The 13722-nt window shown below is 71.6% G+C and carries 13 protein-coding genes; 3 read left to right on the forward strand and 10 right to left on the reverse strand.

The window, feature by feature from the left end; genetic code table 11:
- Window positions 1-11: 11 nt before the first annotated feature.
- The 7 genes from ppsA to BN4251_RS16750 all read right to left on the reverse strand — a co-directional run bounded on the left by ppsA (window position 12) and on the right by BN4251_RS16750 (window position 8591).
- Window positions 12-2387, reverse strand: a complete 2376-nt coding sequence (ppsA, locus tag BN4251_RS16720) for a phosphoenolpyruvate synthase (RefSeq protein WP_087486130.1) — start codon at window positions 2385-2387, stop codon at window positions 12-14.
- A gap of 25 nt (window positions 2388-2412) precedes the next feature.
- Window positions 2413-3291, reverse strand: coding sequence for a pyruvate, water dikinase regulatory protein (locus BN4251_RS16725; RefSeq protein WP_087486131.1), 879 nt, complete (start codon window positions 3289-3291; stop codon window positions 2413-2415).
- A gap of 185 nt (window positions 3292-3476) precedes the next feature.
- Window positions 3477-4688, reverse strand: coding sequence for an MFS transporter (locus BN4251_RS16730; RefSeq protein ID WP_087486132.1), 1212 nt, complete (start codon window positions 4686-4688; stop codon window positions 3477-3479).
- Between the two features lie 26 nt (window positions 4689-4714).
- A complete protein-coding gene (locus BN4251_RS16735) occupies window positions 4715-5332 on the reverse strand; it encodes a class I SAM-dependent methyltransferase (protein WP_087486133.1) in 618 nt (205 codons plus the stop codon).
- 4 nt (window positions 5333-5336) lie between these two features.
- Window positions 5337-6377 carry a hemolysin family protein gene (locus BN4251_RS16740; RefSeq protein ID WP_087486134.1) on the reverse strand — a complete coding sequence of 347 codons (1041 nt, stop codon included), beginning with the start codon at window positions 6375-6377 and terminating at the stop codon, window positions 5337-5339.
- On the reverse strand, window positions 6374-7747 hold the full coding sequence (locus tag BN4251_RS16745; protein ID WP_087486135.1) for a hemolysin family protein: 1374 nt from the start codon (window positions 7745-7747) through the stop codon (window positions 6374-6376). The genes BN4251_RS16740 and BN4251_RS16745 overlap by 4 nt, the downstream gene beginning before the upstream one ends.
- A 184-nt stretch (window positions 7748-7931) precedes the next feature.
- Window positions 7932-8591 (reverse strand): alpha/beta hydrolase, encoded by a 660-nt coding sequence (locus tag BN4251_RS16750; protein ID WP_087486136.1) that lies wholly within the window; start codon window positions 8589-8591, stop codon window positions 7932-7934.
- 291 nt (window positions 8592-8882) lie between these two features.
- On the opposite strand from BN4251_RS16750, the gene BN4251_RS16755 reads away from it, so the two are divergent.
- The 3 genes from BN4251_RS16755 to BN4251_RS16765 are packed head-to-tail and all read left to right on the forward strand — an operon-like array spanning window position 8883 to window position 11282.
- Window positions 8883-9362 (forward strand): DUF2975 domain-containing protein, encoded by a 480-nt coding sequence (locus BN4251_RS16755; protein ID WP_087486137.1) that lies wholly within the window; start codon window positions 8883-8885, stop codon window positions 9360-9362.
- Window positions 9362-9580, forward strand: coding sequence for a helix-turn-helix domain-containing protein (locus tag BN4251_RS16760; RefSeq protein ID WP_087486138.1), 219 nt, complete (start codon window positions 9362-9364; stop codon window positions 9578-9580). The genes BN4251_RS16755 and BN4251_RS16760 overlap by 1 nt, the downstream gene beginning before the upstream one ends.
- 58 nt (window positions 9581-9638) lie before the next feature.
- Entirely contained in the window at window positions 9639-11282 is a 1644-nt protein-coding gene (locus BN4251_RS16765) for a DUF4091 domain-containing protein (RefSeq protein WP_087486139.1), read from the forward strand.
- Between the two features lie 3 nt (window positions 11283-11285).
- On the opposite strand, the gene BN4251_RS16770 is transcribed toward BN4251_RS16765, so the two are convergent.
- The 3 genes from BN4251_RS16770 to BN4251_RS16780 all read right to left on the reverse strand — a co-directional run bounded on the left by BN4251_RS16770 (window position 11286) and on the right by BN4251_RS16780 (window position 13625).
- Entirely contained in the window at window positions 11286-11555 is a 270-nt protein-coding gene (locus BN4251_RS16770) for a hypothetical protein (RefSeq protein WP_170932012.1), read from the reverse strand.
- Between the two features lie 26 nt (window positions 11556-11581).
- Complete coding sequence (locus BN4251_RS16775; RefSeq protein ID WP_087486140.1) at window positions 11582-12136, reverse strand: type 1 glutamine amidotransferase domain-containing protein; 555 nt, start codon at window positions 12134-12136, stop codon at window positions 11582-11584.
- Between the two features lie 79 nt (window positions 12137-12215).
- Entirely contained in the window at window positions 12216-13625 is a 1410-nt protein-coding gene (locus BN4251_RS16780) for a protein adenylyltransferase SelO (RefSeq protein WP_087486141.1), read from the reverse strand.
- Between the last annotated feature and the right edge of the window lie 97 nt (window positions 13626-13722).

The raw sequence follows: 13722 nt of genomic DNA on the forward strand, positions 1-13722 counted from the left end.
GCCCCGCCGGCTCAGGCCCGCTGCGCGAGCCGCAGCCAGGTGTCCACCACGGTGTCCGGGTTCAGGGACATCGAGGCGATGCCCTGGTCCAGCAGCCATTCGGCGAGATCCGGGTGGTCGGAGGGGCCCTGCCCGCAGATCCCCACGTACTTGCCGGCGTCGCGGCAGGCGGTGATCGCGCGGGAGAGCATGAACTTCACCGCCGGGTCCCGCTCGTCGAAGGCGTCGGCGACCAGGGCCGAGTCGCGGTCCAGGCCGAGCGTCAGCTGGGTCATGTCGTTCGAGCCGATCGAGAAACCGTCGAAGTGCTCGAGGAACAGCTCCGGGGTCGCCGCGTTGGAGGGGATCTCGCACATCATGATCACCTCGAGCCCCTTCTCTCCCCGCACCAGACCGTGGGTGGCCAGCAGGTCGATCACGCCCTTGCCCTCTGCGGGGGTGCGCACGAAGGGGATCATGAGCTTCACGTTCTCCAGCCCCATGTCCTCGCGCACGTAGCGCAGCGCCTCGCACTCCATCGCGAAGCACTCGGCGAAGTCCTCCGAGAGGTACCGGCCGGCGCCGCGGTACCCGATCATCGGGTTCTCCTCCTCGGGCTCGAACAGCGTCCCGGCCAGCAGGTTCGCGTACTCGTTGGACTTGAAGTCGCTCATCCGCACGATCACGGGTTCCGGCGCGAAGGCCGCGGCGATGGTCGCCACCCCCTCGGCGACGCGCTGGACGAAGTAGTCCCGCGGGGAGGCGTAGGCGGCGATCCGCTCCCGCACCCTGGCCGCGATCTGCGGCTCGTCGGCCTCGAGTCGGTCCAGCTCGAGCAGGGCGCGGGGGTGGATGCCGATCTGCCGGTTGATGATGAACTCGAGCCGCGCGAGGCCCACCCCGGCGTGGGGCAGGCGGGAGAAGCCGAAGGCCTGCTCGGGGTTGCCCACGTTCATCATGATCTTGGTGGGCAGCGGCGGCATCGCGTCCACGTGCGAGGAGGAGACGGAGAAGTCCAACAGCCCCTGGTAGACGTAGCCGGTGTCCCCCTCGGCGGCGGAGACGGTGACCTCGTCCCCGTCGTGGAGGTCCGCGGTGGCGGTGCCGGTGCCCACCACGGCCGGGATCCCCAGCTCGCGGGCGATGATCGCGGCGTGGCAGGTGCGGCCGCCGCGGTTGGTGACGATCGCGCTCGCGCGCTTCATGATCGGCTCCCAGTCGGGGTCGGTCATGTCCGCGACCAGCACCTCCCCGGGCACGAACTCGTGCATGCGGTCCACCTCGGTGAGCACGCGCACGGGGCCCGCGCCGATCTTCGCGCCGATCGCACGGCCCTCGGCGAGCACGGGGCCGCGCGAGGCCAGCACATGCTTCTCCACCGTGTTCCCGGCCCGGGACTGCACCGTCTCGGGACGGGCCTGGAGGATGTAGAGGCCGCCGTCGATGCCGTCGAGCCCCCATTCGATGTCCATCGCGCGCCCGTAGTGCTCCTCGATCAGCAGCGCCTGGCGGGCGAGGTCGGTGACCTGCTGATCGGTCAGCGACAGCCGCGCCTGCTCGGCCGGGTCGACGTCCACGAACTCGACGGTGCGGCCCACTGTGGTGTCCTCGGTGTAGACCATCTTGGTGGCCTTCTCACCCACCTGGCGGGTGAGGATCGCCGGGCGATCTGCGAGCAGGCCGGGCTTGTAGACGTAGAACTCGTCGGGGTTGACCGCACCCTGGACCACGCCCTCCCCCAGCCCGTACGCGGAGGTGATGAACACGGCCTGGTCGAAGCCGGACTCGGTGTCGACGGTGAACATGACGCCGCTCGCGCCGAGGTCGGAGCGGACCATCTTCTGCACCCCGGCCGAGAGCGCCACGTCAGCGTGCGCGAAGCCGTGGTGGACGCGGTAGGCGATCGCACGGTCGTTGTAGAGAGAGGCGAACACCTCCCGGATCGCGAGCAGCACGTCGTCGATGCCGCGCACGTTCAGGAAGGTCTCCTGCTGGCCGGCGAACGACGCATCGGGCAGGTCCTCGGCGGTCGCCGAGGAGCGCACGGCGAAGGAGGCCTCCTCCCCGCTGCCGGCGGCGAGCTGCTCATAGGCGCCGCGGATGTCGCTCTCGAGCTGCGGCGGGAAGGGCTGGTCGACCACCAGCTCGCGGATCTCCCGGCCCGCTGCGGCGAGCGCGATCGTGTCCTCGGTGTCGAGGGTGGACAGGCGCTGCTCGATCCGTTCGGCGAGGCCCGTGCCGCTGAGGAACTCACGATACACCTCGGAGGTGGTGGCGAAGCCGTCCGGGACCTGCACTCCCAGCCGGGTCAGGTGCGAGACCATCTCGCCGAGGGAGGCGTTCTTGCCTCCGACCTGATCGAGATCGGCCATGCCGAGCTCGGAGAACCAGCGGATGCTCTGCGACATTGCGTGCTCCTTCGGGGCGGGGTGCTCAGCGGGAGGTGGTCCCGCGGCGGGCGAGCGACTGGAGGATCAGGGTGGACATCTCCTCGACGGACTTGCTCGAGGAGTCGACGAAGGGGATCGAGTGCACGTCGTAGACGCGGCGGGCCCGGGACAGCTCCCAGCGGGTCTGGGCGAGGGAGGCGTAGCGGGAGTCGGGCATGCGCTCGCTGCGCACGGCGGTGAGCCGCTGCGGCGAGGTGAGCAGGCCGAAGCAGCGGTCGGCGATCCCGGCGATCGACTCCGGAAGCACCTCCTCGGCGAGGTCCTCGTCCACCAGCGGGTAGTTCGCCACGAAGATGCCGTGCATCAGGGCGAGGTACATGCTGGTGGGGGTCTTGCCGCAGCGTGAAGGGGCGATCAGCACCACGTCGGCCTTCTCGATCGCGCGCACGGACTGGCCGTCGTCGTGCTCGATCGCGAACTCGACGGCCTGCATCCGGCGGTTGTAGCGGCGGGAGTCGCCCACGCCGTGCAGGCGGGCGGGGGCGTGATCGCCCACCACCCCGAGCCGCTTCTCGAGCTGGGCGAGGTGGCCGCTGACGAAGTCGATCACCGGGGCGCGGGTGGCGCGCAGCTCCTCGCGCACCGCCTCGTCGACAACGGTGAGGAAGACCAGCGGTGCGACCTCGCCGTCCATGGCGGCATCGAGGTCCGCGCGCACCTCGCGGGCCTCCTCGACGGTGCGCACGAAGGGGATCAGCCGGCGTTCGAAGGGGACCGACGGGAACTGCAGCAGCAGCGCGTTGCCCATGGTCTCGGCGCTGATGCCGGTGGAGTCGGAGATGAAGAAGACGGGGACCGCGGGCTCGGCAGAGGGCTGTGGCCTGCCGCTTCGCGGCGGCGGGATAGGAAGATCAGCGGTCATCGCTCGCCCCCTCGGTCCGGGCCCGACGCCGGAGCGCCGGGGACACATCGGTGTGCTGGGCTCACCGTAGCTGTGCCGAAGGGGGCGGCGCGCACTCCTCGAGGAAGGTGTCGTGCCTCACCGCGGCCCTGCGCGAGATCGCCGGGATCCACGTTGCATCGAGCAGGATCGCGCAGAGCCGGGGGTCAGTCCCGCGCCAGGGACTCCTCCCGTGCGGGGCCGGCCGCGTCAGCGCGGACGCCCGTGGCGGGGGCGAGGGCCGCGCCGACGAGCGCCACCGCGAGCGGGATCACCAGGGCGCCGCGCAGCCCCACCTCCTCGCCGAGCAGGCCGAGCGTGGGCGGGCCCACGAGGAAGGCGAGGTAGCCGATGGTGGAGGCGAGGGCGACCCGGGCGGCGGGGTTCGGGCCGGAGTCTCCCGCGGCGGAGAGGGCCAGGGGGAAGCCGAGGGAGGCGCCCAGCCCCCACAGCACCACGGCGCCGACGGCGACCGGCTGGCTGTCGATGAAGGAGATCAGCGCCAGGCCCGTCGCGGCGAACAGGGCGCTGACCAGGAGCACGCGGGCGCGGCCCACCCGTGCCACGATCGGCCCGCCGCAGAAGCGGCCGATCGTCATCGAGGCGGCGAACAGCGCGAACACGGTCGAGCCCATGGTGGCGCCGAAGCCGTGCCCGTCGACCATGATCAGCGGGAGCCAGTCGTTGGCGGTGCCCTCGGCGAGCGCCATCGCGAGCACGATCCCGCCGATCAGCACCAGCCGGGTGTCCTTCCACAGCGCGGGGCGCGGGGTCGCGGCCTGTGCGGCGCGGTCAGCGGCGGTGACCTGGCCGACGCCTGCGGGGATCGCGCGCAGCGCCCAGACCAGCAGGCCGGCGCCGAGCACCGCGATCAGCACCAGGTGGGCGACGACGGAGAACTGGACCGCGTTGGCGGCGATGCCCAGTCCCGCACCGAGCACGGTGCCGAGGCTGAAGCAGCCGTGCAGGGCGGGCAGGAAGGGCCGGCCGCCGAGCCGTTCGACGTCAGCGCCCTCGACGTTCATCGCGACCTCGCCGCCGCCCATCCCGGCGCCGAACAGGGCGAGCCCGAAGGCGGTCAGCAGCGGCATGCCGCTGACGGCGCCGAGCGCGATGGTGGGCATCGCCACCACGATCAGGGTCGAGCCCGCGGCGACCACGGGCCGGGTCCCGAGCCGCATCACCAGCGGTCCGGAGGAGAGGATCCCGGTCATCGAGCCGACGGAGAGGCCGAACAGCACCAGCCCCATCTGGGCGGTCGAGGCATCCAGCAGGTCGCGCACGGCGGGGGTGCGGGTGACCCAGGCTGCCATGCTCAGGCCGGGCAGCAGGAACAGCGCATACAGCGCCCACCGGCGCCGGCGCAGGGAGACGGGCACGAGGGCTCCTCGAGGAGTGTCAGGGGTCAGGCGGAGGCCAGCACGCCCACCAGGAAGCCGTCCCCTGCGGGATGCAGCTCCCAGCTGGAGAAGCGCTGCTGCAGCTGGAGGCCGCCCGCGGCGGCGTCGGCCGTGAAGTCCTCGAGATCGTATCCGCGATCGAGACCGAAGCCCACCACCAGCCGCCCCTCGGGAGCGAGGTGCTGGGCGAGGCGCGCCAGGGCCGGGCGGCGCTCACCCCCGGCGAGGAAGGTGAGCACGTTGCCGGCGCACAGCTGCAGGTCGAACCGCAGCGGTGCGCCGTCCTCCCCGCGCAGGTCGAGGGCGGCGAGGTTCCCCACCTCCCAGCGGGCCTGCGGATGGTCCTCGCAGGCCACGTCGATCAGCTGCGGATCGAGGTCCACGCCCACCACGTCGTGCCCGGCCCGGGCGAGATATCCGCCGAGCCGGCCGGTGCCGCAGCCGGCATCGAGGATCCGGGCGCCGCGCGGGGCCATGGCATCGAGCAGCCGTGCCTCGCCGTGGATGTCCTTGCCGGAGGCCTCGATCCGGCGCCACCGCTCGGCGTAGCCCCGCGCATGGTCGGGGTTCCGCCGCACGGCGGCGCTCCAGAGATTCTCCTGCGGGCCGGGGATGCTGGTCATCGGCTCAGGCGGCGATGCGGGAGTCGTCGCGGATCTGGCCCACCAGCTCCTCGAGCATGTCCTCGAGGGTGACGATGCCGATCACGGCGCCACCCTCGTCGGTCGCGGCGCCGAGATGCGCGCCCGAATCCTGCATCGCCGTCAGCGCCTGGCGCAGCGGCTCGTCGGCCCGGATCACGGGCAGGGCGCGGATGCGCGCGGCCGGGATCGGGTGCTCGCGGTGCTCCTGGACGGAGTCCAGCAGGTCCTTGATGTGGACATAGCCGCTGAGCGTGCCGTCCTTCGCCTTGACAGGGAAGCGGGAGTAGCCCTCGACGGCGGCGGCCTCGGCCTGTGCGGCCGTGACTCCTGCCGGGAGGGTGGAGACCTGGTCCAGCGGAATCACCAGGTTGGCGACGCTGCGGGCCTCGAAGCGCAGCGCCCCCAGCAGGAGCGCCTCGTCGTTGTCCTCGAGCAGACCGCCCTCACGGGACTCGCTCACCATCGCCGCCACCTCGTTGCGGGTGAAGACGCTGGTGACCTCGGCCTTCGGGGTCACGCCCATCATGCGCAGCACCAGGTTGCCGCACGAGTTCAGCAGCCACAGCACGGGCTTGACCAGGGTGACCACGCCCATCAGCATCGGCGCGAGGACCAGGGCCATGCGCTCCGGCCCGGCCAGCGCGATGTTCTTGGGCACCATCTCGCCGAAGACGACGTGCAGGTAGGTGACCAGGGCCAGGGCGATCACGAAGGAGATCGGATGCACGAGCGCGTCCGGAACCCCGATCGCCCCGAAGGGCACCTCGAGCAGGTGGGCGATCGCGGGCTCGGCGATCGCGCCGAGCGCGAGCGAGCACACGGTGATGCCCATCTGCGCGCCCGCCATCATCAGGGAGACCTGCTCCATCGCCGAGATGGTGACCTTCGCGGCCCACTTGCCCTCGAGGGCCTTGGGCTCGACGATCGAGCGGCGGGCGGAGATCAGTGCGAACTCCGCGCCCACGAAGAAGGCGTTCAGGAGGAGCAGGACCAGTGTCAGGGTGAGTCCGGTGGCGGTGCTCATCGGCTCTCCTCCTCGTCATCGTCGCCATCCTCGTCGGAGGCGGCGGGCTCGACCTTCACGTGCACGGTCTCGATGCGCATTCCGTCGATCTCGGTGACCTCGAGGCGCAGGCGGGCGGGCTCCTCGCCGGGGGCGGGGTCGGTGTCCACCACCACCTCGTCCCCGATCTCCGCGAGGCGTCCCAGCTCCATCGTGATCAGGCCGCCGAGGGTGTCGTAGTCCTCGTGCTCGGGGACGGTCACGCCGAGGCGCTCGGTGGCCTCGTCGGGCCGCATCCGGGCGTCGAGGTCCCAGGAGCCGTCGGCCTCCGGGGTGTCGTCCATCTCCTCGTCGTGCTCGTCGCGCACCTCGCCGACGATCTCCTCGACCAGGTCCTCGAGGGTGATCAGCCCGGCGTGGTCGCCGAACTCGTCGACCACCACGGCCATCTGCAGGCCGCCGGCGCGCAGGGTGTCCATCAGGTCATCGAGCGGCACGGTGTCCGGCACGAAGGTGGCGGTGCCCATCACCGAGTCCACGCGGGTGGCGCGGCGCTCCTCGAAGGGGACGGCGAGGCCGTGGCGGATGTGCGCGACGCCCGCGATCTCGTTCTCGTCGTCCAGCACGGGGAAGCGCGAGTGGCCGGTGACGCGGGCCAGCTCGAGCAGGTCCGCGACGGACTGGTCGACCTCGAGGGAGTCCATGCGACCGCGCGGCACCATCGCATCGTGGGCACGGCGGTCGCCGAAGGCGAGGGTCCGCTGGACCAGCGAGGCGGTCTCCTCGGCGAGGGCGCCCTCGTCCGCGGAGCGCTTGACCAGCACGGAGAGCTCGTCGGCGCTGCGGGCCGAGCTGAGCTCCTCCTGCGGCTCGACGCCCAGGGCGCGCACCACGGCGTTGGCGTTGCCGTTGAACAGGCGGATCGGCAGGCCGAACACCTTGGTGAACAGGCGCTGGAAGCCGACCACGTAGCGGGCGGTGCGCAGCGGCTCGGCGATCGCAAGGTTCTTGGGCACCAGCTCGCCGAAGATCATGGTAATGCCGGTGGCGAGCACCAGCGCGATGATCACGGAGACCGACCGGGCGGCGACCGCGCCGAGCCCCATGTCCATCAGGAGGGGGCTGACCAGGGCGGCGATCGCGGGTTCGGCGAGGAAACCGATGCCGAGGTTGGTGACGGTGATGCCCAGCTGCGCTCCGGAGAGCTGCGTGGAGAGGGTCCTCATGCCCTCCAGCACGCCCACCGACCGCTTGTCGCCGGAGGCGGCGGCCGCCTCCACGTCATTGCGGTTGACGGTGATCAGGGAGAACTCTGCGGCGACGAATCCGCCGCAGGCGGCGACGAGCACGAGGCCGATCGCCAGGGAGACGAGGGGACCGATCAGGTCCATGGACGGATCCCCCCGTGCGTGGTGTGTCTCTGCAGGCCCGAAGGCCTGGGACTGTCACTGGGGGCGTCGCTGGCGGCGCTCATGATCTCCTGGTGCTCCTCATGCCCCGCACCGGCTCTCGGAGGGGGAGTGACGGAATGCTACAACCCGATCCCTGGGAGCGGGAGCGATTGTGGAGCACGGCTCAGGAGGCGCCCGCCTGCCGCTGCAGGAAGGCGGCGATGGCCTGCAGCTCGACCTCGTCCACGGCGTGGCCGAGGTAGGGCCGGCGCTCCTCCTCGAGGCGCAGGTGCGCGCTCATGAACTGCCTGGTCCGGTCCTCGGATTCGGCGTCGAACAGAGGGTCCAGGCCGCCGTGGCCCCACAGCGCGGGCGGGCGCACCGCGGCGAGCGCGGCATCGCCGGGCATGGGGGCGGGGAAGGGCTGGCCGGAGAGGTTCACGACGAAGTCCAGTGCATGCGGATCGCGACGCAGCAGGTGCAGGGCCAGCAGGCCGCCCTGGGAGAAGCCGATCGCGCCGGCCACCGCCGCGCGCTGATGGGCAATCCACTCCTCGACGGCGGCGGCGGAGGCATCCACGCTCGCGGTGTCCGCGGGATCCACGGGCATCTCGAACCAGGCGTAGCCCTGCACGTAGCGGTAGATGCCGCGCAGCGAGACATAGCTGAAGTCGGAGGGCAGGAACGGCACCAGGCCGGCGAGGTCGTCCTCGTGGCTGCCGAGGCCGTGCAGCAGGAGCACCAGGGGCTTGTCGGAGCCGGCGGGCTCGGAGCGCACCACGGCGTCCTCGTCGATGCGCGGCGCGATCAGTTCGACGGGTCCGTACTGGGAGGGCTGGGTCATGCCTCGAGGGTAGTGCGTGGCCCCGGGCAGGGGCGGACCCGCAGGCTGCGCATGTGCGCTGGTCGGAAGGACGAGGTCCGACCACCTGCGGGTCCGGGCAGCTCGGTGGTATTCGCTGCGCGTCCGTGGGACGGGCGCCTCAGCGCCGAGCCACCTCACATGTCCGATCAGAAATCACTTCTCGGATCACCTCCTTCCCTGTGTCCCACCACCGTAGGGCTGCCGCGCGGGGAGGGCAACGGAAAAACCAGACCTATTGACTTTCGATAGATCATCGTCGATGATCGATGCATGTTCTCCCGTCTGAGCGTCGATGTCCTGCGAGTCCTGCTGTGCCTCGCCCTGCTCGTCACCGCCGTCCTCCAGCTCGCGGTTCTGCCCTGGCTGTCCGGGGTGCTGGCAGAGGCGCTGCCCGCCGAGGCGCACATGCGCTGGCCGATCCTGGGCCTGTCAGTCGCGGGCCTGGCGTGCACGCAGGTCGCGATGGTGTGCACGCTGCGCCTGCTCGGCGTGACCCGTCGGGGCGAGGTGTTCTCCCCCGGCTCGCTGCGCTGGGTGGACGGGATCATCGGCGCCTTCGTCGCGGCATGCCTGGTGTGCCTGGCCACGCTGGTCTACCAGTCCTTCACCGTCGGCGGCCCGCCCGCCTGGTCGCTGCTGCTGATCCTGGGCGCGATCGCCGGGGCGGGCATGGCCCTGCTGATGGGCGTGATGCGGTCCCTGCTGGTGCAGGCCACCACGCTGCGCCAGGAGATGGCGGCGGTGATCTGATGCCGATCGTGGTGCGGATCGATGTGGAGCTGGCCCGGCGGAAGCTCTCGGTGGGCGAGTTCGCGGAGCGGGTGGGCATCTCCCCCGCGAACGTCGCGGTGCTCAAGAACGGTCGCGCGAAGGCGGTGCGCTTCAGCACTCTCGAGGCGATGTGCGAGGTGCTCGAGTGCCAGCCCGGCGACCTGCTCGAATGGGTGCCGGAGGAGGGGAGCGCCTGAGCCGCTTCCGTGCCAGGATGGTGCGCGGCCCACACCCCGCGCTCGATGAGGAGTACCCGTGCAGTCCGTCCTGACCGATTCCCTGGAGAAGGTGCTCGGCCCGTCGGCGCCGCGACCGGCCGCCCTGATCGGCGGCGCTCACGCCTCCGGATTCCTCGGGGAGGTGCTGTCGGTGCAGGTCGCCCTCCGCCTCGAGCCGGGCGAGGAGCCGGGCCCCGTGCACCTGCATCTCGGGGGCCCCCTCGCCCACCGCGCCACGGCCCATGCGGTGCGCCGCGTCCCCGTCTCCCATCCGGCGCCCAAGGACGCGGATGAGCACTACCTGGTCACCGCACCGGGCGAGTACCCGGACCTGCTCGAGCCGCTGGACGGCGCAGCCCTCCGCCTCGAGCCGGGCCGGTGGGAGTCGGTGTGGATCGACGTGATCGGCCAGGACGAGGCCGATGCCGGCGAGCACCCGCTCACCCTCACCCTCCGCGACGAGGCCGGGCGGCAGCTGGCCGAGCACACCGCCCGACTGCGGCTGCACCCTCACCGCCTGCCGCCGCTGGCGATCACCAACACCCACTGGTTCCACGCCGACAGCCTCTCGACCTACTACGACGTCGAGATGCTCTCCGAGCAGCACTGGGAGCTGATCAGGTCCTTCCTCGCCTCCGCACGCGCGATGGACGTGAACTCCGTGCTCACCCCCACCTGGACCCCTCCGCTGGACACCGCCGAGGGGCACACGCGCCCCGTCGTGCAGCTGGTCGGGATCCGCGAGGAGGGCGGGCAGTACCGCCTGGACTTCTCGCAGCTGGACCGCTGGCTAGGGATCTGCCGCGAGCTGGGCTTCGAGGGTATCGAGATCGCGCACCTGTTCACCCAGTGGGGCGCCAGGTTCACTCCCGCGATCCAGGTGGAGACGGCCGACGGGCTCGAGCACCGCTTCGGCTGGCACGTCGCGGCGACCGATCCCGAGTACCGTCGCCTGCTCGAGACGCTGATCCCGGCCCTGCGCGAGCACCTCGACCGCGTCTGGGACGGGGCCGTGCTCTGGCACATCTCCGATGAGCCCCACGAGAACCAGATCGAGGCCTACCGCGCAGCCAAGGCGCAGGTCGAGGATCTGCTCGAGGGTGCGCAGGTGGTCGACGCGCTCAGCTCGCTCGAGTTCGCCGAGCAGGGCGTGGTGGACACGCCGATCGTGGCGACGAACCACGTCGGCCCCTTCCTCGAGGCGGGCAGGCACCCCTGGGTGTACTACTGCGTGAGCCAGAACCGGGACGTCGCCAACCGCTTCATCGCCCAGCCCTCGCTGCGCAACCGGGTGCTCGGGCGCCAGCTGTTCGTGCACGATGCCCCCGGCTTCCTGCACTGGGGCTACAACTTCTGGTGGTCGCAGTTCTCGCTGCGGCCGATCGACCCCTTCGAGGACACCTGCGCGGGCGGGCCCTTCTTCGGCGGCGACTCCTTCGCCGTCTACCCCGGTCCCGACGGCACTCCCTGGCTCTCGCTGCGCCACCGCGTGTTCGCGCAGGCGATGGCCGACCATCGGGCGCTGACCTGGCTCGCGGAGCTCACCGATCATCCGAGCGCCACGGCGCTGGTGGACGAGGGCGGCACGCTGACCTACTCCTCGTTCTCCTACGACGTGGAGCAGCACCTGCGGGCCCGCCACGAGGTGGACGAGCGGATCCTCGCGGCCCTGGCCGGCTGAGGCTCAGTACTCGGGCAGCTCCTGCTCGCCGGTCTCGGCCTCCATGCGGTCCTGATCGCGGTTACCCTGCTCCGCGGCGGTGACGTCGTCGCCGCCGCGGTCACGGTCCGCGTCGAAGCCGTAGCCGTCGGCGTTGCGGGAGTCCGGTCCCTCGGCAACCACGCGGTCGGTCTCGAGGGCATCGTCGATGCTGACCTCCGCGGGCTGCTCCTCGGGGTCGGCGGCGAGCTCGTCGAGCTCGGGGTCCTCGGCGGGATTCTGCGGCTCGGTCATGGTTCCTCCTGGTGTCCGGGTGTCGCTCAGCTCAGGGCATCGATGATCGCCTTGTCGAAGGCGTCCAGGTCATCGGGGGTGCGGGAGGTGATCAGGCGGAAGCCGGCGCTGTCGTCGACCACCACCGCCTCGTCGCTCCAACTCCCGCCGGCGTTGACCAGATCGGTGCGGATGGTGGGCACCGAGGTGAGCTCGCGGCCGTCGGCCAGGCCCGTCTCCACCAGCAGCCAGGGGGCGTGGCAGATCGCGGCGACGGGCTTGCCGTCGGCAGCGAAGGAGCGGACGAGGAACTGCGCGGTCTCGTCGGCGCGCAGCGCGTCGGCGTTCAGGGTGCCGCCGGGCAACACCAGGGCATCGAAGTCCGCGGCCTTCACGGAGTCGTAGGTGGCGTCCACGGGAACCTCGGGGCCGGGCTCGCGGTCCCGTTCGAGGGTCTTCACGACGCCGGCCTCGGGGGCGACGACGGTGACGGTGGCACCGGCCTCCCGCAGGGTCGCGATCGGTGTGCGGATCTCGTCGGTCTCGGTGCCGAAGTTGCTGCTCAGAAGCAGGATCTTGCGTCCTTCGAGGGCGCTGTTCATGGCTCCTCCTCACGTCGGGGCGTCCGTGCGGCGACCGTATCACCGGCGCCCCGGGCGACCCCGACCGATCGGACGCCGCTCAGGTTCCGCAGAAGGTCATGAAGTCCTCGCCGCCGTCGCCCGGGCCCTCGAGGTGCTCCCACTCCGCACGGCGCAGGAACGGGGCGGAAACGGCCTCGAGCAGCTCTCTCGCCGGGCCCATGTCCCCCAGATGCGCGGCCTGCAGCGCCCGCTCGAGAGTCACATTCCGCGGCATATAGAGCGGGTTCACCCCCTCCGCCACCTGCCCGCCGCCCAGCGCGCGCAGCCGCCGCTGCCACTCCTCGAACGGCGCCGGCTCCTCGAAAAGCCGCTCCGCCTCCCCCTCCTCGAGGGCGCGGAAGAACCCGGTGTGATCCACGTGCTGCGCCTCGAGCAGGGCGAACAGCTCCTCGCCGAGCGCCTCCACCTCGTCGGCCGCGAGCGTCTCCGGCAGTCCGAGCTTGCGCGCGAGCCCTCGCGAGTGCGCGGCGAGGTACCAGCCCTCGAACTGCTCGAGCACGGCGGTGGCCTGCTCGACCGCGCCGTTCGGGTCCTCCGGATCGATCAGGGGCACGAGGGTCTCCGCGAAGCGGGAGAGGTTCCACAGGGCGATGCCGGGCTGGTTGCCGTAGGCGTAGCGGGCGCCGCGGTCGATCGAGCTGAACACCGCGCCGCGGCGGTGCTCGTCCAGCACCGCGCAGGGCCCGTAGTCGATGCCCTGACCGGACAGCGTCATGTTGTCCGTGTTCATCACGCCGTGCACGAAGCCGCTGAGCATCCACTGCGCGATCAGCTCCGCCTGGCTCCGGGCGACCGCCTCGAGCAGGCCCAGCGGCCCGTCGGCCCCGGGATGATGGCGGGCGATCGTGTGCTCGACCAGGCGCTCGCGCACCTCTGGGTCCAGATGCCAGGCCGCATACTCGAAGGTCCCCACGCGCAGATGGCTGGCCGCCGCCCGCACCAGCAGCGCGCCCGGCTCCGGGGTGACACCGCGGCGCGGAGCGATCTGCTCGCCGGTGGTGAGCACCGCGAGCGCGCGGGTGGTGGGGGTCCCCAGCGCGTGCAGCCATTCGCCGATCACGGCCTCGCGCAGCATCGGGCCGAGCGGCGCCTTGCCGTCCCCGCCGCGGGCGAAGGGGGTGCGGCCGCCACCCTTGAGGTGCAGATCGTGTCGCGACCCGTCGGGAGCGAGCCGCTCGCCCAGCAGCACGGCCCGGCCATCGCCCAGCTGCGGGTTCGCGGTGCCGAACTGGTGGCCGGCGTAGGCCTGGGCGACGGTGCCCGCGATCTGGCCGGTCAGCAGCGCGATCCCCTCGGGGCCGCGGAGCTGCTCGGGCTCGTACCCGAGCTCGCGGGCGAGCGGCTCGTTCAGCCAGACGATCTCGGGGCGGGGCGGCTGATCCGCCGTCCAGGGCACGGACAGCTCGGGCACCGCGGCGGCGTAGGTCTGCTCGAGAGGCGTCTGCATCCCTCGATCCTCCCACCGCGACGCCGCGCGTGCGGTTGACGGCCCGGCCGTGACCCGACAGACTGACCGTGCACATTGTGCAACCCGGTTACGTAAT

The sequence above is a fragment of the Brachybacterium massiliense genome, from assembly GCF_900184245.1.
GTDB lineage: Bacteria > Actinomycetota > Actinomycetes > Actinomycetales > Dermabacteraceae > Brachybacterium > Brachybacterium massiliense.